This is a genomic window from Nocardiopsis sp. NPDC006938 (genome assembly GCF_042869555.1).
Lineage (GTDB): Bacteria > Actinomycetota > Actinomycetes > Streptosporangiales > Streptosporangiaceae > Nocardiopsis.
On sequence record NZ_JBIAGA010000018.1, the window covers coordinates 97,015 to 117,605 of the forward strand.

A 20,591-nucleotide genomic window follows, 5' to 3' on the forward strand; every position below is an offset into this window, starting at 1 on the left:
GCGGCCATACTGGGCGATATGCAGGTCCACGAGCCCTCTCCCGTCTTCGTCGGTCGCGACCACCACCTGTCCCTCCTCGCCCGGGAGGCCCGCCGCAGCGTCTCCGAGGGAGCCCGCACCGTCCTGGTCTGCGGCGGCGCCGGGGTCGGCAAGTCCCGTCTGCTCACCGAGCACCTGCGACGGGTTCCCGACGCCCCCGCCGCCGTGGGCGGCTGTCTGGAGCTGGGGGCGGAGGGCCTGCCCTTCGCCCCCTTCACCGCCCTGCTGCGCGATCTCGTCCGCTCGGGCGGGCCCGCCGCCGACCCCACCGGCGACCTCGTACGGCTGCTGCCCGAGCTCGGGGGAGCGGCCGGGGTCGCGGGCGAGGGCCGCGCCCGCCTGTTCGAGGCGGTCCTCACCTTCCTGGAGGGGCGTGCCGCCCCCGCCGGGCTCACCCTGGTGATCGAGGACCTGCACTGGGCGGACGCCTCCACCCGCGACCTGCTCGTCTTCCTGCTGCGCAACCTCGGCTCCGCCCCCGTCCACCTGCTCGTCAGCGTCCGCACCGACGACCTGCACCGCACACACCCGCTGCGTGGCCTGCTCCCCGAACTCGAACGTCAGCCCGGGGTGGGCCGCCTGGACCTGGAACCGTTCTCCCGCGACGAGGTCGGGGCCCAGGCCGCCGCCCTGCGCGGCCGGCCCCTCGACTCCGCCGACCTCGACCTGTTGTACGAGCGCAGCGGCGGCAATCCGCTCTTCGTGGAGTCGTTCCTCGCGGCCGGGCAGGACCCCGCCGGGGCTCCCCTGCCCGACGGTCCCCGGGACCTGCTGCTCTCCTCGGTCGACCCCCTGCCCGAACCCACCCGCCGCGTCCTGGGCCTGGCGGCCGCCGCCGGTACCCGGGTCCGGCACACGCTCCTGGCCAGTGTGGCCCACCGCGCCGGGACCGGCGAGGAGGAGCTCGACACGGCCCTGCGCCCGGCCGTCGACGCCCAGGTCCTGCGCCTGACGGCGGACGGCTACGCGTTCCGGCACGCGCTGCTCGCCGAGGCGCTGCTGGCCGATCTCATGCCGGGCGAACGCGTGCGCGCCCACCGCCGCTACGCGGAGGCGCTCCAGGAGGGGGTGGAGCGCATGCCCGAGAGCGAGCGCGCCCTCCAGCTCGCCCACCACGCGCACTGCGCGCACGACCAGCCCCTGGCCCTGGCAGCCGCCTGGGAGGCGGCCGAGCACGCCGCCGCCGTGGACGCCTACCCCGAACACCTGGCCCTGCTCGAAAGAGTGCTGGAACTGTGGGACCAGGTGCCCGACGCCGCCGAGCGGGTGGGACTCCCCAGGGACCAGGTCCTGGTCCGGGCCTCCCGGGTGTCCCTGGTCGCCGGTTCACCGCGTCGCGCCGTCGGCTACGCCACCGAGGGGCTGGACGAGCTGGGGGTCACGGGGTTCCACGACCCCCTGGGGGCGCGCAGGGAGAGCCACGAACGCGTCTCCCGGCTGCGGCACGCCCGAGGGCGTGCGCTCAAGGAGATGGGCCGCGACGGCGCCATGGAGGACCTGGCCGACGCCCTCATGCTGCTCGCCCACGACCACCCCGAAGAGACGGCGGTGGGCTCGACCCTGGCCGCCACCCTGATGATGCGCGGGCACCACGACCAGGCGGCCCGGATGTCCCGCCGGGTCCTGGGCAACGCGCGTGAGCGCGGCGACCGTAGAAGCGAGGCGGACGCGCTCATCACCCTGGGCAGCCTCAGCGGACCGCTCGACGTCGAGGAGGGCCTGGAACTGTTCGCCGAGGGCATCGGCCTGGCCCGGGAGGTCGGGGACGTCCCGACCGAGATCCGCGGGCTGATCAACCTCAGCGGCCACCTCAAGAACCTCGACCGGCTGGAGGAGAGCGCCCGGGTCTCCCAGGAGGGGATGCGGCGCTGCCGGGCGTTCGGGCTGACCCGCACCCAGGGCGGGGCGTTCGCGTGCGGGCTGGCGGTCACCCGGTTCTACCAGGGGCGGCTCTCCGAGAGCGAGGAGCTGTTGGCCGGGATCACGGAGGACGGTGTGACGTGGGCGCGGGCCCTCACCCTGCGCATGCACCTGGAGCTGTACCGCTGGCGCCCGCAGGCGCTCCGAGCCACCGTCGACGAGTTCCGCCGGGTACTGCCCGAGCACGTGAGCTCGCCGGTGGAGTACCTGCCGGTGTACGTGGTGCTCCAGCAGCTGGCCGTGCACGAGGGCCGCCTCCTGGACGCCGGACGGCTCACCCGGGACCTGCTCGTCAGGGCCGTGTCGGACCGCTCCCCCTCGCCCATCGCCCACGGCCTGTACCGGTCCACCGTGGTCGGGCACGCGTCGGTCGCCGCCCGGCTGGCCCGGGAACCGGGCGAGGAGGAGCGGCGGCTGGCCGAGGAGATCGGCGCACTCCAGCGGAGGCTGCCCGGGGACCCGGAAGGCACCGACACCAACCCGGCGCGGTGGGCGGCCGAGGCCTGCCGCGCCGAGGACCCGGAGGAGTCCCTGGCCCTGTTCGAGGCGGCCGTGGAGGCGGTCGCGCCCACCGGTCACGTCGTCGTCGCAGGCGAGTACCGGCTGGGCGCGGCGGAGGCGGCCCTGCGGGCGGGTCGCCGCGACCGCACCGCCGAACACACGGCCGCCGTCCACCGTCTGGCGGTCCGGCACGGCATCACCCTGTTCGAGCGGCGGACCCGCGCGCTGCGGGTCCGGCACGGCCTGCCCGATCCCGACGCGCCCGGAGCGGCGGGCCCCGCCACGGAACCGGCCGCGCTCCCCGTGGGGGCGCAGAGGTGCCCGACCCCGGACGCCGGGCCCTCGTCGCCGCTCACCCCGCGCGAGCTGGAGGTGCTCGCCGAGGTGGCCCGGGGGTCGAGCAACGGTGAGGTGGGGAGGGCGCTGTTCATCTCGGCGAAGACGGTGAGCGTGCACGTCACCAACCTCATGGCCAAACTCGGGGTGCGCAACCGCACCGCCGCCGTGGCGCGGGGGCGCGAACTGGGTCTGTGCTGACCCGGACCACTGCCCTGCGCCGGGGCATACTGGGCGTATGTCCCCCTCCCTCTCCCCCTCCCTCTCCGCCTTCGTCGGCCGCCGACCGCACCTGGACCGCCTCCTGTCCGAGGCGGCCCGGGCTCGGGAAGGCGCCGCGCGCACCACCCTGGTGGTGGGCGACGCCGGGATCGGCAAGACCCGGCTCATCGCGGAGTACCTGGAGCGCGCCCCGCTGGGCCTGGGCGCGGTCGGGGGCTGCCTGGAGATGGGGACCGAGGGGGTCGCCTTCGCCCCCTTCGCGGCCGTGCTGCGCCATCTGGTCCGCGACACCGGGGCCCGACGCGCGGCCGGCGGCGAGCTGGCCCGGCTGGTCCCGGGCCTGGGCCCGGCCCCCGAGGCCACCGAGGACAGCCGGGCCCGGTTGTTCGAGGCGGTGCTGACCTTCCTGGAGGGGCGCGCGGAACCGGACGGCCTCAGCCTGGTGGTCGAGGACCTGCACTGGGCGGACGCCTCCACCCGCGACCTGCTCGTCTTCCTCCTGCGCAACCTCGGCTCCGTCCCCCTCCACCTGGTGGTGTCCGTACGCGCCGACGATTTGCACCGCACACACCCGCTGCGGCGCCTGCTCCCCGAGATCGAACGCCTGCCGGGGGTGGGGCGGCTCGACCTCGCGCCGCTCACCCGGGACGAGGTCGCCGCCCAGGCCGCCGCGCTGGGCCGTCTCGACTCCGGCACCGACTCGGACCTGCTGCACGCGCGCAGCGGCGGCAACCCCCTGTTCGTGGAATCACTGCTCGCCGACCCGGGACCCCTGGGCACGGCCCTGCCGGACGGTCCCCGCGAACTCCTGCTGCGTGCGGTCGAGGCCCTGCCCGAGGCCACCCGCACCGTCCTGGGACTGGCCTCCGCCGCGGGGGTGCGTGTGGAACACGACCTGCTCGCCGCCGTCGCCTCCGGTACGGGGATCGGCGGCGCCGACCTCGACCGCGCCCTGCGCCCCGCCGTCGACGCCCGGGTGCTCCGCGCGACCGGCACCGGGTACGCCTTCCGGCACGCGCTCCTGGCCGAGGCGGTCTACGCGGACCTGCTGCCCGGGGAACGCGTCCGGGCGCACCGCGCCTACGTCGACGTCCTCGCCCGGACCGGGTCCGGCGTGGTCTCCGGCGAGGCCGCGGCCCAACTCGCGCGGCACGCCCACGCCGTCCACGACCACCCCCGGGCGCTCACCGCCGCCCGGGCCGCGGCCGAGCACGCAGAGGCCACCGCGGCCCACCCCGAACTCCTGGCCCTGCTCGAACGCGTGCTGGAGCTGTGGGAGCTGGTCCCCGACGCCGAGGAGATCCTCGGGCTGACGCACGGGGAGCTCCTGCGCCGCGCCAGCCAGTCCGCGCACGTCTCGGGGAGTCTGCGCCGCGCCGTCGCGCACGCCACCGCCGGGCTGCGCGTCACCGATCCGGACACGCACCCCGATCTGGTCGGGGAGTTGCTCATGGTGCGGGGGAGGATTCGCAACGACGAGGGGCGCGCCGACGCGCTGGACGACCTCCGCGCGGCCTCCCGGTACCTGGACCACGACCACCCCCGGCGCCCCGCCCTGGACGCCACCAGCGCGACCGTCCTCATGCGGCTGGGCCGGTTCGACGAGGCCGAACAAGCGGCGCGGGTGGCGCTGGTCTCGGCCCGGCGCACCGGTGACCGGGCCAGCGAGGCGGACGCCCTGATGACCCTGGCCAACCTGCTCGGCGAGGTCAGCGGGGTGGTGGACGACCCCATCGGATGGCGGCCCGCCCGGAGTCGCTCACGCGGGACGGCGGACGGGGACGTCGAGGGGGAGGCGGTCCTGGCCATGCTGCGCCGGGCGATCGACCTCGCCCAGCGGTCGGGCCTGGTGCGCCTCGAGGTGCGGGCCTGGCGCAACCTGGCCGCCCACCTCGACAACGAGCTGCGGCTGGAGGAGGCGCTCCGGGCGGCCCAGCGGGGCCGGGAACGCTGCGCCGAACTCGGGGTGTCGCGCAGTCAGGGGGTGGGCTGCGGCGCGATGGCGGCCGCCCTGCTCTGCGCCCTGGGACGCCTGGACGAGGCCGAGGAGCTCCTGGACCGGCTCCCCCACGGGGAGTCCCGCCAGCAGGCCTACCGGCTGAGCCTGGTCGCCCAGCACCACGTCATCCAGGGGCGCTGGGAGCGCGCGGAGGAGGCCCTGGAGGAGTTCACCCGGTTCCTGCCCCGGGAGACCGCCTCACCGGTCGACTACCTCAACCACTACTACACGCGGTTCGCCCTGCTGCTCTTCCGGGGGGAGCTGGTCGAGGCCGCCCGGGTGGTGGAACGCGCGCACGACGACATCGGGATGCTGGACCCCGGACGGTTCCCCTTCAACGGGCTCTCGGCCGTGGGCAACCTGGTGTTCCGGCTGCGCCGCGCGGGCGGCCCCGAGGCGCGGCGGTGGGCCGACCTGCTCTCCGCCCGGTTGAGGACGGCCCTGGAACACGATCGCGGCCGGGTCTCCCCGCTGGAGGCGCTGGGCCGACGACTGACCGAGGGGTACCTGGCCGAGGACCCCGCCGAGGCGCTGGCGCACCTGACCGAGGCGGCGCGCGTCTGTGAACGCGCGGGTGACCGGGGGCTCCGCCTGCGGTCGCTGATCACCGCCGTGCAGGTGGCCTTCGACCTGGACGACCCCGCCCGGGCCGGGGCGCTGCTGGAGCGCGCGGAGTCGCTCCTGGGCCGGGGGACGGCGCTGGCGCTGCGCCGGGAGGTCGAGGACCTGCGCCGGACCGTGGCGGAGGCCGTGTCCGCGCCCCCGGCCACGCCCGCGGGCCTGACTCGGCGTGAGGTGGAGGTGGTGGCGGAGGTGGCCAAGGGCGCGAGCAACCGTGAGGTGGGGGAGGCGTTGTTCATCTCGGCGAAGACGGTGAGTGTGCACCTGAGCAACGCGATGGGCAAGCTGGGGGTGGCCAACCGGACGGCGGCGGTGGCGCGGGCCAGGGAACTCGGTCTGCTCTGACCGGGGCATACTGGGGCGCATGTCCCCCTCAGCGCTCGTCGGCCGCCGACACCAGGTCGACCACCTCCTCTCCGACGCCGCCCGGGCCCGCTCCGAGGGGGCCCGAACGGTCCTGCTCTGCGGTGACGCGGGGATCGGCAAGTCACGGCTCCTGGAGGAGTACCTGGAGCGCACGCCCCTGCGCCACCGGGCCCTGGGCGCCTGCCTGGAACTGGGGGCCGAGGGCATCGCCTTCGCGCCCTTCACCGCGCTCCTGCGCCAGCTGGTCAGGGAGGGCGGCCCGCTCCCGGCCGCCGGGAGCGAGCTCGGCCGCCTCCTGCCCGGTCAGGTGGCCGACCCCGCCGGGCGTGCGGGCTCCGGCGACCACGACCGGGCCCGGTTGTTCGAGGCGGTGCTGACCTTCCTGGAGGAGCGCGCGGAACCGGACGGCCTCAGCCTGGTGGTCGAGGACCTGCACTGGGCGGACGCCTCCACCCGCGACCTGCTCGTCTTTCTCCTGCGCAACCTCGGCTCCGCCCCGGTGCACCTGGTGGTCTCGGTACGCTCCGACGACCTGCACCGCGCCCACCCCCTGCGCCGCGCCCTGCCCGAACTGGAGCGGCTGCCCCGGGTCACCCGGCTGGACCTGGCCCCGCTCGACCGGGAGGCCGTCGCCGCGCAGGCCGCCGCGCTCAGCGGGTCGGTGCCCGACTCCGACGCCCTGGAGCTCCTGTTGGAGCGCAGTGGCGGCAACCCCCTGTTCGTGGAGTCCTTCCTCGCGGCGCCCGACGGCGGGGTCCCCGACGGCCCCCGCGAACTCCTCATGCGCCGTGTCGAGCCCCTCACCGCCACCACCCGTAAGGTCCTCGGGCTGGCTTCGGTGGCCGGGGACCGGGTCGACCACGCACTGCTCGCCGAGGTGGCGGAGGCCTCCGGAGTCGGTGAGGACGACCTCGACGAGGCGCTGCGCGAGGCGGTCGACGCCCGGGTGCTGGGCGCCACCGACACCGGGTACGTGTTCCGGCACGCACTGCTCGCCGAGGCGGTCAAGGGTGACCTGCTTCCGGGACAGAGGGTGCGGGCCCACCGGCGCTACGCGACCGCCCTGGAGGCCGGGGTGCCGGGACCGGCCGGGACCGAGGCCGTCGTCCAGCTCGCCCACCACGCCTACTCCGCGCACGACCACCCCCGGGCGCTGACCGCCGCCTGGGAGGCGGCGCGGTACGCGCGGGCCGCCAGCGCCCACCCCGAGCGGCTGGCGCTGCTCGAACGCGTGCTGGAGCTGTGGGAGCTGCTGCCCGACCCCTCCGGGCTGATCGGCCGCACCCACGGGGAACTCCTGCTCACGGTGTGCGGTGCCGCGCAGGTCGCGGGGGACCACCGCCGGGCGGTCGAACACGCCGGTGAGGCCCTGGCCGACCTGGACCCCGCGGCCGAACCCGAGCTGGTCGCCCGCCTCCTGGTCACGCGCGGGCTCTCCTACAAGGAGCTGGGGCGGATCGAGGCGCTGGACGACCTGAGGGCCGCCGCCGCCCTGGTTCCCGACGACCACCCGGAGCGGGCCGTGGTGAGCGCGACGACGGCGGCGGTGCTCATGCTGCGGGGCAGCGACGCCGGAGCGGAGCGGTTCGCCCGCGCCGCCATCGACCAGGCACGGGCCAGCGGGGACCGGGCCAGCGAGGCCGACGCGCTCGTCACCCTGGGCAGCCTGCTCCACCACACGGGGTCGGAGGAGGCCCTGGAGCTCCTGCGCGAGGGGGTCCGGATCGCGCGGGAACGCGGCTACGTGCAGGTGGAGATGCGCGGACTGAACAACCTCGGCAGCAACCACAGCAGCCGGTTCGAGTACGAGGAGTGGCGGGCCAGCTCGGAGGAGGCCCTGGCCCGCAGTGCCGAGCTGGGGTTGGCCCGCAGCCAGGGGAGCTGGCTGGTCAACGGTCTGGTCAGCGCGCTCATGAACCTGGGGCGGCTGGACGAGGCGAGGGAGAGACTGCACGCGTCCGCGGTGGGCCGCGATCTGGCCGGTGCGCGGCGTCAGAGCGTGGTCGCCCAACTCGCCGCCCTGGAGGGCGACTGGGAGACCAGCCGACGCGCCCTGGAGGAGTTCGCCAGGCTGCTGCCCCGGGAGACCGCCACCTGGGTGGAGTACATGCCGCCCTACTACACGCGCGTCCTGCTCCTGCTCTTCGGGCCGGGGGAGCACTGGGTGGAGGCGGCCCGGACGGTCCTGGAGGGGGAGCGCGAGATCGGCATGCTCTCGCGGGTCCGGTTCAGCGCCGGCGGGCTGTCCATGATGGCGATGGCGGTGTGGCGGCTGCGCCGCCGGGCCGGAGAAGGGGACCGGGAGGTGGCCGAGGAGCTGGCGGCGGCGCTCCGCTCCGCACTGGAACGGGACGACTGGCCGACCTCGCCGGAGGGCGCCCTGAACCGCCACGCCAGCCTGGGCTTCCTGGAGGAGGATTCCGCGCGGGCGCTGGAGCACTGGGAACGGGCCCTGCCGCTGGCGGAACGGGCCCTGGGGCTGAACCGGGGGCACTGCCTGTTCGGGGCCTTCTGGGCCGCGCACGACGGCGGCGACAGCGCGCGCGCCCGTGACCTGCTGCGCCGGGCGGAGGCCGGGCTGGCCGAGTTCGACGTGTACACCGTCCGCGTCCTGGTGGAGGAGATGCGCGCCGCCCTCGGTTCGGGGCCCTCAGCGGTCCCGCCCGCGGGTCTGACACCGCGTGAGGTGGAGGTGCTGGTGGAGGTGGCCAAGGGCGCGAGCAACCGCGAGGTGGGGGAGGCGCTGTTCATCTCCGCGAAGACGGTGAGCGTGCACCTGAGCAACGCGATGGGCAAGCTGGGAGCGGCCAACCGTACGGCGGCGGTGGCCCGGGGCCGCGAACTCGGCCTGGTCTGACCCCGGACCGAGCCCGACCGGTCGTCCCGAAGCCCGGCCGCCCGACGCACCGGTCAGGGGGTCGGCGGCTCGACCGCGCCCTGGGTGTCGCCGTGCATGGCCGCGTACACGAGCTCGGCGTACCCCTCCAGGGCGTCGGCGCACGCGCGCAGCCGATCGGCTGCCTCCCGGGCCTCGGGCAGGGCGAGGACGTCGCGCCGTCGGAGGTCGCGGAACCAGCGGCGCAGGCGTTCCAGGCTCTGTTCCTCCTCCTCCAGTTCGGCGAAGGTGAACTTCTCCTTGGCGATCTCCTTCGCGATCTCGGCCTCGAACCGGACGCAGTCGGTGGCGAACTCGCCCCACTCCTCGACCCGGGCGGCGCGGAAGGCGTCCTCGACGAGGGCGCGGGCGTCGGCGTCACGGGGTTCGACGTCGTAGACGGCCACCCGGCCGCCGCCCTCCTCCGCCAGCTCGGCCGCGCGGTCCACGGCGGGGCGGAAGGCCTCCGCCGAGGGCAGCGCCCAGGTGCCCTGGGAGACGGGCACCGCTCCCGCGCGCCGCAGCTCGCGCCACACCGCGACCCGGTGCCGGGAGGGCTTGGCCGGGACCTGGACCACCGCGAGTATCCATCGCACCGCTTCGTCTGTCACAGCCCCGACGGTAACACCGGCCCGTGCTGGCAGGGGCCGCGTGCGACCAGAGTCGAGTAACAGGTGTTACAGTCAGCGTCGTGACACGTTCTCCCTCGGTGTGGTCGGTCGCACCGCTCTACCTCGCCGGGTTCACCACGGCCTTCGGCGCCCACGGCGTCGCCGGGGTCCTGGGAACCCAGAGCGACGACATCGGCCTGTCCCTGCTGGGCCTCGGGCTCATGCTGGCCCTGTACGACGTGTCGGAGGTGATCCTCAAACCGCTCTTCGGCGCCCTCAGCGACCGGGTCGGGGTCCGCCCGGTCATCTTCGGCGGCCTGGTCGCCTTCTCGGCGGCGTCACTGCTGGCCCTGGCGGCGCCCACGCCGCTCGTCCTCGGCCTGGCCCGGCTCGGGCAGGGGCGGCGGCCTCCGCGTTCTCCCCCGCGTCGTCGGCGGCGGTCGCCCGGTTGGCGGGCAGGGAGCGGCTGGGGCGTTCCTTCGGCCGCTACGGGGCCTGGAAGAGCCTCGGCTACGTGCTCGGCCCGCTCTGCGGCGTGGCGCTGGCCCACGTGTGGGGCATCCAGGCCCTCTACCTGGCCCTGGCCGTGCTGGCCGCGGCGGCTGCCGTGTGGACGCTGGTCGCCCTCCCCGTGCTGCCGGTGGTGCCACGGCCCCGCTACACCGTCGCCGACCTCGTCCGGCAGACCACGGAGCGGGGGTTCCTGGTCCCCACCCTCCTGCTCGCCTCCACCACGGCGATCCTCGGCGTCGCGGTCGGCTTCCTGCCACTCCTGGCCGTGCGGCTCGACCTGCACCCCCTGGCCGGTGCGGCGGCGGTCACCCTGCTGGCGCTGGTGTCGACGGTCGCGCAGCCCGTCGTCGGACGCGGGCACGACCGGGGCCGGATCACCGCGCGCGACGGGGGCGCGGCCGGACTCGGCGCGGCCGCGGCCGCCCTGGTCGTGCTGGCACTGGCCCCGAACCCGGTGACGCTGACCGTGGCGGCCGTGGCCATCGGACTCATGGTCGGGAGCGTCACCCCGCTCGCCTTCGCGCACCTGGCCGAGAACACGCCGGAGGAGCGGCTGGGCCGCACGATGGGCAACGCCGAACTCGGCAGGGAGGTCGGGGACGCCGGAGGGCCGCTCGCCGTCGGCGCGATCGCGGCCGCCACGAGTCTGCCGGTCGCACTCACGGCGCTCGCGGCGGCCGGTCTGGCCAGCGGAGTCCTCGGGAGGGTGGCGCTCCGGGACGACGGACGGGTCAGGCCCGCGAACCCGCCCGGCTGATCCGCGCCAGGGAGGCCTCGACGTCGACCCGCTCGGTCGGCCGGTTGTAGGGGAGCTTCGAGAGCAGGTGGACCATCGCGCAGGTGTTGGTGATCCCGGCGAAGGCCAGCCCGGCGCCCACGAACGCCGCCACGAACACGGCGGGGGTCCACACCAGGCTCAACAGCGCCGCCACCAGGACGACCGTCCCGGCGACCAGGCGCACCTGGCGGTCCAGGGCCCAGCGCTCGGGCCCGTGCACCGAGGGCCCGTCGGCGGCCGCCCAGGCGTTCATCCCGCCGGTGAGCACCACGGCGTCGTCCAGCCCGGCGGCAGCCAGCCTCAGCCGGGCCCGTTCCGCCCGGGGGCCGGACTGGCACACCAGGACGATCGGCTCCGAGGCGTCCCGGGCCACGCGCCCGGCGTGGTGGTCCAGCTCGCCCAGCGGGAGGTTGACCGCCCCGGGGATGTGCGCGCCCTCGAACTCGGCCGGGGTGCGCACATCCACCAGGAGCGGGGCGGACCCGCTGTCGAGCCGGGCTCTGACGGTGGCTGCGTCGACGGAAACGCTCATGGGTGTCTGACTCCAGAAGGGGAGAAGGGATGTCGACAGGTATGGTAGGAATTATACCCCCCGGGGTACGTGACGCGCTTGTCACCGATTCCGGGAATATCCCCTTCTGTGAAGCTCGGGTGCGAGCCGATCCGGGTCAGAGCGTCGGCAGGTACCTCTGGAGCTCGTACGGAGTCACCTGGCGGCGGTAGGAGTTCCACTCCGCCTTCTTGTTGCGCAGGAAGAAGTCGAAGACGTGCTCGCCCAGCGTCTCGGCGACCAGCTCACTGTTCTCCATCAGACGCAGCGCCTCGTCCAGGCTCTGCGGGAGCGGCCTGATCCCCAGGGCGCGGCGCTCCGCGTCGGTCAGCGCCCACACGTCGTCCTCGGCGCCCGGCGGCAGCTCGTAGCCCTCCTCGATCCCCTTCAGCCCGGCCGCCAGGATGACCGCGTACGCCAGGTACGGGTTGGCGGAACTGTCCAGTGAACGGATCTCGATCCGGCTGGAGTTCGACTTGCCCGGCTTGTACATCGGTACGCGGACCAGCGCCGAACGGTTGTTGTGCCCCCAGCAGATGTAGGCCGGAGCCTCCCCGCCCATCCCCGCCGAGGCGGCCGGGTCGTCCCAGATCCGCTTGTACGAGTTCACCCACTGGTTGGTGACGGCCGCGATCTCGTCGGCGTGCCGCAGCAGACCCGCTATGAACCCGCGCCCCACCTTCGAGAGCTGGTACTCGGCACCGGGCTCGTAGAAGGCGTTGCGGTCGCCCTCGAACAGCGACAGGTGCGTGTGCATGCCCGACCCCGGGTACTGGGTGAAGGGCTTGGGCATGAAGGTGGCGTACACGCCCTGCTCCATGGCCACCTCCTTCATCACCAGACGGAAGGTCATGATGTTGTCGGCGGTGGTCAGCGCGTCCGCGTACCGCAGGTCGATCTCCTGCTGGCCCGGCCCGCCCTCGTGGTGGCTGAACTCCACCGAGATCCCCATGGCCTCCAGCATGTTGATCGCGTTGCGGCGGAAGTCGTGGGCGCTGTTGTGCGGGGTGTGGTCGAAGTAACCGCCCGAGTCGTTGGGCTCGGGGAACTCCCCGTGCTCGGGGAACTTCTTCAACAGGTAGAACTCGATCTCGGGGTGCGTGTAGAACGTGAACCCGAGGTCGGAGGCCTTGCCCAGCTGGCGCTTGAGCACGTGCCGGGGGTCCGCCGGGGACGGCGACCCGTCGGGCATGAGGATGTCGCAGTACATGCGCGCGGTGCCGTGCGGTTCGTTGCGCCAGGGCAGGACCTGGAAGGTGGAGGGGTCGGGCTGGGCGAGCATGTCGGCCTCGTACACGCGGGCGAAGCCCTCGATCGCCGAGCCGTCGAACCCGATGCCCTCGGAGAAGGCCGCCTCCAGTTCGGCGGGCGCCACCGCCACGGACTTGAGGTACCCGAGCACGTCGGTGAACCACAGCCTCACGAACCGGATGTCACGCTCCTCCAACGTGCGGAGCACGAATTCCTGCTGTCGATTCACGATCAACCCTCCTCGATGCCGGTCGGTCCCGGCCCGGTCCGCGCACGCGCGCGGGCACCCGGGACGGTGTCCCGGGGCCAGTCTGCCGTGCGGATATTTCCGGGGTATTTCCGCACACGCCAAGACGCCTGCCCGGTCCTCCCCGCACAGGCATTATGACCGTTGGGAGAGGGGGTTCGGGACGGTCCCCGACAGGCCGAGTTCCCGGGCGCGCGCCCCGGCGGTGGCGCGGTTGGGCGCACCGAGCTTGCCGAGGATGTTGGACACGTGCACGCTCGCCGTCTTCGGGCTGATGAACAGCGCCTCCGCGATCGCCGCGTTGGTCGCGCCCGTGGCCAGCAGGCGCAGCACCTCCGTCTCGCGCGCGGTCAGCCCGGCGGGCGCCGGAGGCGGCACCGTGTCGCCCGCCAGCCCCGCGCCGAGCCTGCGGGCGAGGTCCTCGGCGGCGCGGGCCAAGGGTGACGCACCGCACTCGGCGGCGACCGCGTGGGCCAGGCGGACGAGGTCCACGGCGCGGGCGCGGTCCCCTACACCGACCAGCGCCTCCGCCTCGCGCAGTCGCGCCCGGGCCAGGTACAGCCGCAGGGGCGTGGCCTCCCACCGGGCCACCGCCTCGGCCCACAGCGCGGCGAGTTCCTCGGGCACGGCCCCTTCCGCCTCGGCGAGCAGCGCCCGTACCGACGCCGCGTACGCGGGACGTACGGCGCCACTGACCTGGAGCCTCTCCGCCGTTGCCCGGACCAGTCCGGCCACGGTCCGGGCCCGCTCGACGATCTCCGGCGCTCCGTCGGGTGCCACGCGCCCCTGTTCCCGGCCCAGGAGCACGGCCACGGCCATCTGTTCCATCAGCGGCCACGAATACCCGGGGGAGCGCTCCAGGGCCACGCGTTCGGCCACCTCCAGGGACAGCGACAGGGCTTCGGCCAGGTCCCCCTCGGCCAGTGCGGCGTCCAACATCGCCATGCACCCCAGCTGCACGACGTTCATACGGTGCGCCTCCAGCATGGAACGGTCGCCCCGGGGGCCCGCCCCGGCCCGCGCCGCCGCGACGTCGCCCATCGCGGCGGCGGCCCTGGCCTCCACCGCCTGGATGAAGTAGACGTTCTTGTGGTCCCACTGGTCACGGACGCGGTTGTTCCGGAACAACGCGCGGGTCCCGGGCAGGTCACCCATCTCCAGGAGGATCTCGGCCCGGTTCTGGTAGTTGAACGCCTTGCGTACCGGGGTCCAGCCCAGGGCCTCGTGCCGGGCCAGGGACTCCTCCAGCACCCGTAGCCCGTCCTCGTGCTGACCGATCTCGCGGAGGAAATGGCTGAGATTGCCCGCCCCGCGCGCCTCCAGGTAGGGCTCGGCCAGCTCCTTGGCGGCTTCGATCCCCCGTTCCAGCAGGGGGCGCCCGCGCTCGGCGTCGCCCTCCTGCATGAAGGCGCCGCCCAGGGTGATCAGAGCGTCCGCGGTGGCGATCCGATCGGTGGGGGAGTCGCTTCCGGCGGCCGCGATCGCCATCTCCGCCAGGGCGAGGGGGCTCCTTCCGGACGCGGCGAGCTCGTGCAGGATTCTCCGGTTGGGGGTGTCGGTCCGGTCCTCGCGGGCCAGGGCGCACTCCCGGGCCAGGATCGCCAGAAGCTCGCCGTACCCCGGCATGTCCGCCGGATGGAGCTCCAGGGCACGGACCAGGTCGGGGATTCCGCTTCCCCGCACGTCGTAGGCGCGGGCCTCACCGCGCTGGCGCAGAAGTACCGCCCGGGTGGCACGGGTCGCGGCGTCCTCGGGCTCCTCGGGCAGGGTCGCCAGCGCCTCGTCGACCAGCTCCAGCGCGCGCCGGTTGCGGTGGGCCGAGAGCGCCGCGTTCGCGGCCCGGCTCACCACCTCGGCCCAGCTGAGCCCCTGCACCCTGTCGCTGGGGTCGGGAACCCGGTCCCACAGGGACAGAACGCGCTCCAGCATGGTCAGCCGCTCCGCGAAGGCGAGCGTCTTCCTCGCCTGGATCGCCGCCCACCAGGCCGCCTGCATCGCCCGCGGCAGGTCCTGCGCCGCCTGGTAGTGGTGCGCCTGTTCGGAGGCGCGGCGGTCGACGGGTACGGCGTCGGGGCGCTCGTCGATGAGCTGGGCGAACCGCAGGTGCAGCCGGGAGTGCGGTCCGGGCAGGATCTCCTCGTGCACGGCGTCGCGCAACAGCGCGTGCCGGAAGCGGTACCCGGTGCGCTGGGGGCGCAGCACGTTGGCGTCCACCAGGACGTTCAGCGCGGCCTCCAACTCCTTCTCGGGCAGCCCGGCCGCGCGGTGGAGCACCTCGTGCTCGATGCCGTCGGCCACGGCTCCCACCGCCGCCACCCGCAGGACGTTCAGGGTGGTCTCGTCGAAGCGGTGGACCGGTTCCAGGAGCAGGTCGCGGAAGTGGTCGGGCAGGTCGGGGTCGTCGTCATCGGGACAGGACTCGGCGGAGGCCAGTGCCTCCACGAACAACGGAACGCCCTCGCTGCGCCGGAAGAGCGTGTCCAGGGCGTCGCGCCCCAGTTCCTCACCACGGATGGCGGTGGCCTGGAGGCGCACCTCCTCACGGGTGAACGGCTCCAGTACGATCCGGCCCACACCGGGCAGGCGCTCCAGCTCGGGTAGCAGGCGTCGTAGCGGATGGGACCGGTGCAGGTCGTCACTGCGGTAGGTGGCGACGACCTGGGTGCCGGGGCGGCTGAGGTTGCGGGCCAGGAACACGAGGAGGTCCCGGGTGGCGCCGTCGGCCCAGTGGAGGTCCTCCAGGACCACGGTGATCCCGTCGTCCCCGGTGACCTGGTCCAGCAGCCGCAGGAGCTGCTCGAAGAGGATGCCCCGGTTCTCCTGGCGGTCCGACGACGGCTCACCCAGTTCGGGGAGGAGCCGGGCGAACTCGCCCACCCCTCCCGGCGCGGCCGTGGCGAAGGGGGCCGGACCGCGTTCGCGCAGGATCTGGCGGAGCACGGCGGTGAAGGGCGCGTAGGACAGGCCGTCCACACCGAGTTGCAGGCAGGCTCCGACGAACACCGTCCCGGCGGGACGGGTGGCGGCGAACTCGGTGACCAGCCTGCTCTTGCCCACCCCCGCGTCACCGCCGACCAACAGGATCTCCGGCGGTCCGGTGCGTACGCGCTGGGCCTGGTCGGCCAGGAGGCGGAGGTGCCTGCGGCGCCCGACGAAGACGGGGCTGGTGTCGCTGAACAGGGGCATACCGCCCATTATGCTCGCCCCGGCCGCGGGCGTTCCCGGTCGCTTCCGGCCCTTCGGTCCTCACGCTGGCGGCGGGCCCGGCGGCGGAGCTCGGCCTGGCGGAGCCGCTCCCGGCTGAGCGCGTGGGCGGTGGCGGTACGCAGGTCGTCGAGTGGCATGTCGGTGTCCGTTCCGTGGTGGTCGATGGTGGGGGTGCGGGGCGGGGTCAGGAGGTTCGGCGGCGGCGCTCGGCGGCCTTCTCGCGGGCCCGGGCGCGGGCCTCGGCCCTGGCCTGGCGCGCCGCCGTGAGCTGTTCACTGCGGCGTGCGGCGGCCTCGGAGCGGGCGCGGTCGTTCGTGAGGAGCGGGTCGGGGTGGAACACGGTGTTGTCCTTGGGCTCTGCGGCGGGACCCGTGTCCCGCCCGACGGCTTCCACGATCCGGCTGAGAACCCGGTCGGCGCATCGGGAGGAATCAGTGGATCGGACGCCAAAGCGTCGGACGACGCCCTAAGAGGGGCGAGAACCGCCCTAAGAGCCCTCCCGGGTGTCGCCGATTCGCCAAACGCCCCGGCGCTTCCTTGACTCCGGTGGCTCGGGCCGGGCAAGTGTGTGGAGGCTGGGCCTCTCCTCTCGGAGGTGCTCCGGCCAGCACTGATGGCGGATCTCAGGAGGTCGTGGGATGACACGGGTCGCTTGCGGGACCGATCGGCGGGACGCGTGCGGGCGAAGGGTCGCAGGGGTCGCGGCGGGGTTGGTCGTCGCCGTGCTGTGCGCCGCTCCGGCCGTCGCGGACGGCGGCGGGGCCGGTGACACGGGCACGGTGGGCCTGTCGTTGTCCGGGGCGGACCCGGCACCGCTGCCCGGGGACGAGGTGGTCTACCGGGCCACCGTGGTCAACGGGGGAGGGGACCCGGTCGAGAGGGGCCTGCTCGCCCAGCACGTCCCCGAACCCCTGGTGGTCGGGGAGGTCGGCCAGGGCGGGATCGTGGAGGAGGGCGTGGCCAACTGGCTGGTGGACCTGCCCGAGGGCGGAGAGGGCCTGTACACCGTGCGCGTCCTGGTTCCCGAGGACGCCGAACCGGGGGAGCGGGTGGTGAGCACGGCCTGCCTGCTGGTGGACCGGGACGCCGAACCGGTCGCCTGCGCGAGTGACACCCTGGTGGTCGGCGACCACACGGTGGCCTCCCGGGTGGGGGCGCTGGTCGACCGGGATGGCCTGGTCCGCGCGGCGGGTGTGGGAGTGCTGATGCTGCTGGTCTGGCTGCTGTGGCGTCAGTGGGGAGCCGCCCGCAGAACCTGACGCCGCACCCGGTGTCCGATTTGTTACGTCAGGGCGTCAGTAAGACGGAGGGAAGAACTACAACGCGTAGTAGTCTGGGGGTATGGACTTCCTTTACTCCGCGCTCGTGTTCCTCCACATGATCGGCCTGGCCGGGATCATCGCCGGTTTCCTCATGCAGCTGATGACCGACAACGTCAAGGCGACCAAGGTGCTGCTGCACAGCGCCCTGCTCCAGTTCGTCACGGGCCTGTTGCTGGTCGGCGTGGCCGAGATGGGCGACATCACCGAACTCAACCACGTCAAGATCGGCGTGAAGCTCGTCATCGCCCTGTCCGTCGTGGTCGTCGGTGTGCTCAATCTGCGCAAGCCCGCGAAGAACCTGGCGATCATCGCCGGTGTGCTCGCCATCGTCAACATCGGTCTGGCGGTCTTCTGGTAGGCGCCGCCCGAGCCTTCCGCCCGACCCGCCCGCGCGGGTCCGCCGGGGGCGGTCCGGAACACGTTCCGGGCCGTCCCCGGCTTTCATGTTCGAGAAAAATCTTGCAGGCGCTGACGTCCAGATCAGAGGCGCGTTTCCGCTTCCTTGCGGGGTGACGGGCTGTTCATGGGGTGTTCACAGGCGAAGGGCGTTCTGTTACCTTCGTCACCTCAATGCAAACTCTTGCGGAAACTGCAAGAGAATGCGGCGGGGCAGCGTGGCCCCGCGGCACCTCCCCCCAAGGAGCGCACATGAGAACACCCCGTATCGGCGCCCTCGCCGGGGCGGCCCTGATGGGAGCCGCCCTGCTGGCGGTCCCCGGACCGGCCGCCTCCCACGACGCCGCCCCCGTCTCCGCCCAGGACCCCGTCCCCGCCCAGAACGGCAACGCCGACACCATCGTCCACCTCTTCCAGTGGAACTGGGACTCCGTCGCCGCCGAGTGCGCCGACTTCCTCGGCCCCGCCGGATACGGCGGGGTCCAGGTCTCCCCGCCCCAGGAACACGTCGTCGTCCCCTTCTCCGAGGGCGGCAACTACCCGTGGTGGCAGGACTACCAGCCGGTCTCCTACCGCGTCGACAACACCCGCAGGGGCACCGCCGAGGACTTCCAGGAGATGGTCTCCACGTGCGCCGACAACGGCGTGCGCATCTACGTGGACGCCGTCGTCAACCACATGACCGGCCCCAGCGACGGCCCCTCCACCGGCAGCGCCGGTACCGAATGGGAGCGCTACGAGTACCCCGACCTGTTCGGCGACGGCACGGCCGCCTACTCCTACGGCGACTTCGGCCCCTGCTACGACACCATCGAGAACTGGAACGACAAGGACGAGGTGCAGAACTGCCAGCTCCTCGACCTGGCCGACCTGGACACGGGCTCCCCGCACGTCCGCGACCAGATCGTCCGCTACCTCAACGGGCTGGTCGCCATGGGCGTGGGCGGGTTCCGGGTGGACGCCTCCAAGCACGTCCCCGAGGACGACATGGGCGCCATCATCGGGGCCCTGGACGAGGTGCCCGGCTTCGGCGGCGCCCCGAGGGTCTTCCACGAGGTCTACGGCGACCAGACCATCCCCTACACCGCCTACACGCCCTACGGCCAGGTGACCAACTTCGACTACAAGCGCTCGGTCGCCTCGGGCTTCGCCAACGGTGACATCGCGGGCCTCACCGACATGCCCGACCACGGCGGGCTCACCTCCGACGAGGCCGTGGTCTTCGTCGACAACCACGACACCCAGCGCTACGAGCCGACCCTCACCTACGTGGACGGCGGCCGCTACTACCTCGCCACCGCCTTCATGCTCGCGCACCCCTACGGCACCCCCGTGGTGATGTCGAGCTACGACTTCGAGGGCAACGTGACCGAGGGGCCGCCCAGCACCGGCGGCCAGGACGGCAATCCGGCGGGGTGGATCACCGCGGACAGCGACTGCTCCAGCGCCGAGTGGGTCTGCGAGCACCGCAACGAGGCCGTCAGCGGCATGGTCGCGTTCCGCGCCGCTGTGGGCGGCACCGGGATCACCGAGCGGCTCCGCGACGGCTCCTCCCGTGTGGCCTTCGACCGGGGCGAGGCCGGGTTCGCCGCCTTCAACGCCTCCGGCGACCCCTGGACGCTGACCGCCCCCACCTCGCTCCCCGACGGCGAGTACGACAACGCCTCCGGTCCCGGCGGGGCCACCGTCTCCGGCGGCCGGATCAGCGCGACCGTCCCCGCCGACGGCGCCCTGGCACTGCACGTGGGCGGCGAGTGCGAGCAGGACTGCGGTGGCGGCGACCCGGGTGAGCCCGGTGACCCCGACACCCTCACCGCGACCGTCGAGACCGTGCCCGGGCAGGAGGTGTACGTGGTCGGTTCCACGCCCGAGCTGGGGTCCTGGAACCCGGCCGACGGCGCCCCGCTGAGCACCGACGCGTCCACCTACCCGCAGTGGTCGGGCCGGGTCGCCCTCGGCCCCGACACCGAATGGAAGCTGGTCCGGGTGTCCCCGGGCGGCGGTGCCGACTGGGAGCCCGGCGACAACCGGGTCGGCCCGGCCGCCGCCGTCACCTGGGGGCAGCGCTGAGACCGCCGGGCACCCCCGCCCCCTCGGGGGTGCCCGGTCCGGCTCACTCCGCCGAGGCGTCCTCCAGCGGCGCCGGGCAGGTCCCGCCGGGCTCCACCGCGAGCTCGTAGTGCCACACCTCGTTGGCGTAGGTCTGGCAGAGGCCGAACCGCGCCCCGTGCCGGGCGAACCAGTACGCCGCGTCGGTGCGGCCCACGTCCACCGCCGCCCCCGTGACATGGGACGAGTCCTCCGGGGAGGCCACCCACCGGGCCGCCTCCTCCTCGCTCCCGTACACCTCCACCGCCGCGTCCCGCAGGAACCGCTGGTAGCGCTCGCTTCGCCAGCCGCTGGTCACCACCGTGCCGATCCCGTCCTCCTCCAGCGCTGCCGCCGCGGCCTCGCGCACCGCCGCCAACAGCTCGGGGTCCAGCCCGGACAGGGCGGGCACGTCGTCACCCGGGTCCAGACCGCCGCCCTCGGGCACGTAGCCGTCGTCGTCGCCCAACGGGCTCAGCCGTGTGACCGGCAGGCTCTCCGACCAGGTGCGCCCCGACGGCCCCCCGGAGGACCCGCCCCCACCCGCCGCGCCGTCACCGGCCCCGGCGGTCGCGCAGCCCGCGAGCAACAGCGCGGCCGTGACCGCGGCGGCGGTCAGAACGGTCGGTCGACTCCCCATGGCACGCCCCCCTCACCGGCCCGGACCCCGTGTCCGGCACCGAGGACCCAGGTCACCAGGGACGACGTTGCGCCGATGTGTGCCGCCGAGCCAACACTTCCGCAACACC

At 73.9% G+C, this 20,591-nt stretch carries 14 protein-coding genes and 1 pseudogene; 8 read left to right on the forward strand and 7 right to left on the reverse strand.

Features of this window, described 5'->3' with window-relative positions:
* Window positions 1-18 precede the first annotated feature (18 nt).
* The 3 genes from ACFYL4_RS23310 to ACFYL4_RS23320 are packed head-to-tail and all read left to right on the forward strand — an operon-like array spanning window position 19 to window position 8,861.
* Window positions 19-2,997 (forward strand): AAA family ATPase, encoded by a 2,979-nt coding sequence (locus ACFYL4_RS23310; RefSeq protein ID WP_387520965.1) that lies wholly within the window; start codon window positions 19-21, stop codon window positions 2,995-2,997.
* Window positions 2,998-3,034: 37 nt separating this feature from the next.
* Entirely contained in the window at window positions 3,035-5,983 is a 2,949-nt protein-coding gene (locus ACFYL4_RS23315) for an AAA family ATPase (protein WP_387520967.1), read from the forward strand.
* 19 nt (window positions 5,984-6,002) lie between these two features.
* Window positions 6,003-8,861, forward strand: coding sequence for an AAA family ATPase (locus tag ACFYL4_RS23320; RefSeq protein WP_387520970.1), 2,859 nt, complete (start codon window positions 6,003-6,005; stop codon window positions 8,859-8,861).
* A 53-nt stretch (window positions 8,862-8,914) separates the two neighbouring features.
* Here ACFYL4_RS23320 and ACFYL4_RS23325 read toward each other — a convergent pair whose 3' ends face one another.
* A complete protein-coding gene (locus ACFYL4_RS23325) occupies window positions 8,915-9,490 on the reverse strand; it encodes a Chromate resistance protein ChrB (RefSeq protein WP_387520972.1) in 576 nt (191 codons plus the stop codon).
* A 98-nt stretch (window positions 9,491-9,588) separates the two neighbouring features.
* Between ACFYL4_RS23325 and ACFYL4_RS23330 the strand changes: the two are divergent.
* Both ACFYL4_RS23330 and ACFYL4_RS23335 read left to right on the forward strand, forming a co-directional pair.
* Window positions 9,589-10,376, forward strand: a pseudogene (locus ACFYL4_RS23330) (MFS transporter); the annotation flags it as partial.
* Window positions 10,377-10,457: 81 nt separating this feature from the next.
* Window positions 10,458-10,760, forward strand: coding sequence for an MFS transporter (locus ACFYL4_RS23335; RefSeq protein ID WP_387521017.1), 303 nt, complete (start codon window positions 10,458-10,460; stop codon window positions 10,758-10,760).
* On the opposite strand, the gene ACFYL4_RS23340 is transcribed toward ACFYL4_RS23335, so the two are convergent.
* From ACFYL4_RS23340 to ACFYL4_RS23360, 5 genes are all read right to left on the reverse strand, one after another.
* Window positions 10,735-11,313, reverse strand: a complete 579-nt coding sequence (locus ACFYL4_RS23340; RefSeq protein WP_387520975.1) for a rhodanese-like domain-containing protein — start codon at window positions 11,311-11,313, stop codon at window positions 10,735-10,737. The two genes, ACFYL4_RS23335 and ACFYL4_RS23340, sit on opposite strands and share 26 nt — an antisense overlap.
* 136 nt (window positions 11,314-11,449) lie before the next feature.
* Window positions 11,450-12,811: a glutamine synthetase family protein gene (locus tag ACFYL4_RS23345; RefSeq protein WP_357759476.1), complete on the reverse strand. Its 1,362-nt coding sequence runs from the start codon at window positions 12,809-12,811 to the stop codon at window positions 11,450-11,452.
* Window positions 12,812-12,964: 153 nt separating this feature from the next.
* A complete protein-coding gene (locus tag ACFYL4_RS23350; RefSeq protein WP_387520978.1) occupies window positions 12,965-16,024 on the reverse strand; it encodes an AAA family ATPase in 3,060 nt (1,019 codons plus the stop codon).
* On the reverse strand, window positions 16,024-16,173 hold the full coding sequence (locus ACFYL4_RS23355) for a hypothetical protein (protein WP_357759481.1): 150 nt from the start codon (window positions 16,171-16,173) through the stop codon (window positions 16,024-16,026). The genes ACFYL4_RS23350 and ACFYL4_RS23355 overlap by 1 nt, the downstream gene beginning before the upstream one ends.
* A 47-nt stretch (window positions 16,174-16,220) precedes the next feature.
* The gene (locus ACFYL4_RS23360) at window positions 16,221-16,376 is read right to left on the reverse strand and encodes a hypothetical protein (RefSeq protein WP_387520981.1); all 156 of its coding nucleotides are present in this window, start codon (window positions 16,374-16,376) and stop codon (window positions 16,221-16,223) included.
* A 298-nt stretch (window positions 16,377-16,674) separates the two neighbouring features.
* Here ACFYL4_RS23360 and ACFYL4_RS23365 point away from each other — a divergent pair, with 298 nt between their 5' ends.
* The 3 genes from ACFYL4_RS23365 to ACFYL4_RS23375 all read left to right on the forward strand — a co-directional run bounded on the left by ACFYL4_RS23365 (window position 16,675) and on the right by ACFYL4_RS23375 (window position 19,824).
* Window positions 16,675-17,295, forward strand: a complete 621-nt coding sequence (locus ACFYL4_RS23365; protein WP_387520983.1) for a hypothetical protein — start codon at window positions 16,675-16,677, stop codon at window positions 17,293-17,295.
* Window positions 17,296-17,377: 82 nt separating this feature from the next.
* Window positions 17,378-17,716 carry a hypothetical protein gene (locus tag ACFYL4_RS23370; protein WP_357759490.1) on the forward strand — a complete coding sequence of 113 codons (339 nt, stop codon included), beginning with the start codon at window positions 17,378-17,380 and terminating at the stop codon, window positions 17,714-17,716.
* 290 nt (window positions 17,717-18,006) lie between these two features.
* The gene (locus ACFYL4_RS23375; protein ID WP_387520985.1) at window positions 18,007-19,824 is read left to right on the forward strand and encodes a carbohydrate-binding module family 20 domain-containing protein; all 1,818 of its coding nucleotides are present in this window, start codon (window positions 18,007-18,009) and stop codon (window positions 19,822-19,824) included.
* A 43-nt stretch (window positions 19,825-19,867) separates the two neighbouring features.
* Here ACFYL4_RS23375 and ACFYL4_RS23380 read toward each other — a convergent pair whose 3' ends face one another.
* Entirely contained in the window at window positions 19,868-20,482 is a 615-nt protein-coding gene (locus ACFYL4_RS23380) for a M15 family metallopeptidase (RefSeq protein WP_357759496.1), read from the reverse strand.
* Window positions 20,483-20,591: the final 109 nt, after the last annotated feature.

Bases quoted from the DNA above. Each gene is read 5' to 3' on its own strand.
- ACFYL4_RS23310 (WP_387520965.1), top strand. From the start codon at position 19: ATGCAGGTCCACGAGCCCTCTCCCGTCTTCGTCGGTCGCGACCACCAC.
- ACFYL4_RS23320 (WP_387520970.1), top strand. From the start codon at position 6,003: ATGTCCCCCTCAGCGCTCGTCGGCCGCCGACACCAGGTCGACCACCTC.
- ACFYL4_RS23355 (WP_357759481.1), bottom strand. From the start codon at position 16,173: ATGCCACTCGACGACCTGCGTACCGCCACCGCCCACGCGCTCAGCCGG.
- ACFYL4_RS23365 (WP_387520983.1), top strand. From the start codon at position 16,675: ATGACACGGGTCGCTTGCGGGACCGATCGGCGGGACGCGTGCGGGCGA.
- ACFYL4_RS23380 (WP_357759496.1), bottom strand. From the start codon at position 20,482: ATGGGGAGTCGACCGACCGTTCTGACCGCCGCCGCGGTCACGGCCGCG.
- ACFYL4_RS23375 (WP_387520985.1), top strand. From the start codon at position 18,007: ATGAGAACACCCCGTATCGGCGCCCTCGCCGGGGCGGCCCTGATGGGA.
- ACFYL4_RS23340 (WP_387520975.1), bottom strand. From the start codon at position 11,313: ATGAGCGTTTCCGTCGACGCAGCCACCGTCAGAGCCCGGCTCGACAGC.
- ACFYL4_RS23315 (WP_387520967.1), top strand. From the start codon at position 3,035: ATGTCCCCCTCCCTCTCCCCCTCCCTCTCCGCCTTCGTCGGCCGCCGA.
- ACFYL4_RS23370 (WP_357759490.1), top strand. From the start codon at position 17,378: ATGGACTTCCTTTACTCCGCGCTCGTGTTCCTCCACATGATCGGCCTG.
- ACFYL4_RS23350 (WP_387520978.1), bottom strand. From the start codon at position 16,024: ATGGGCGGTATGCCCCTGTTCAGCGACACCAGCCCCGTCTTCGTCGGG.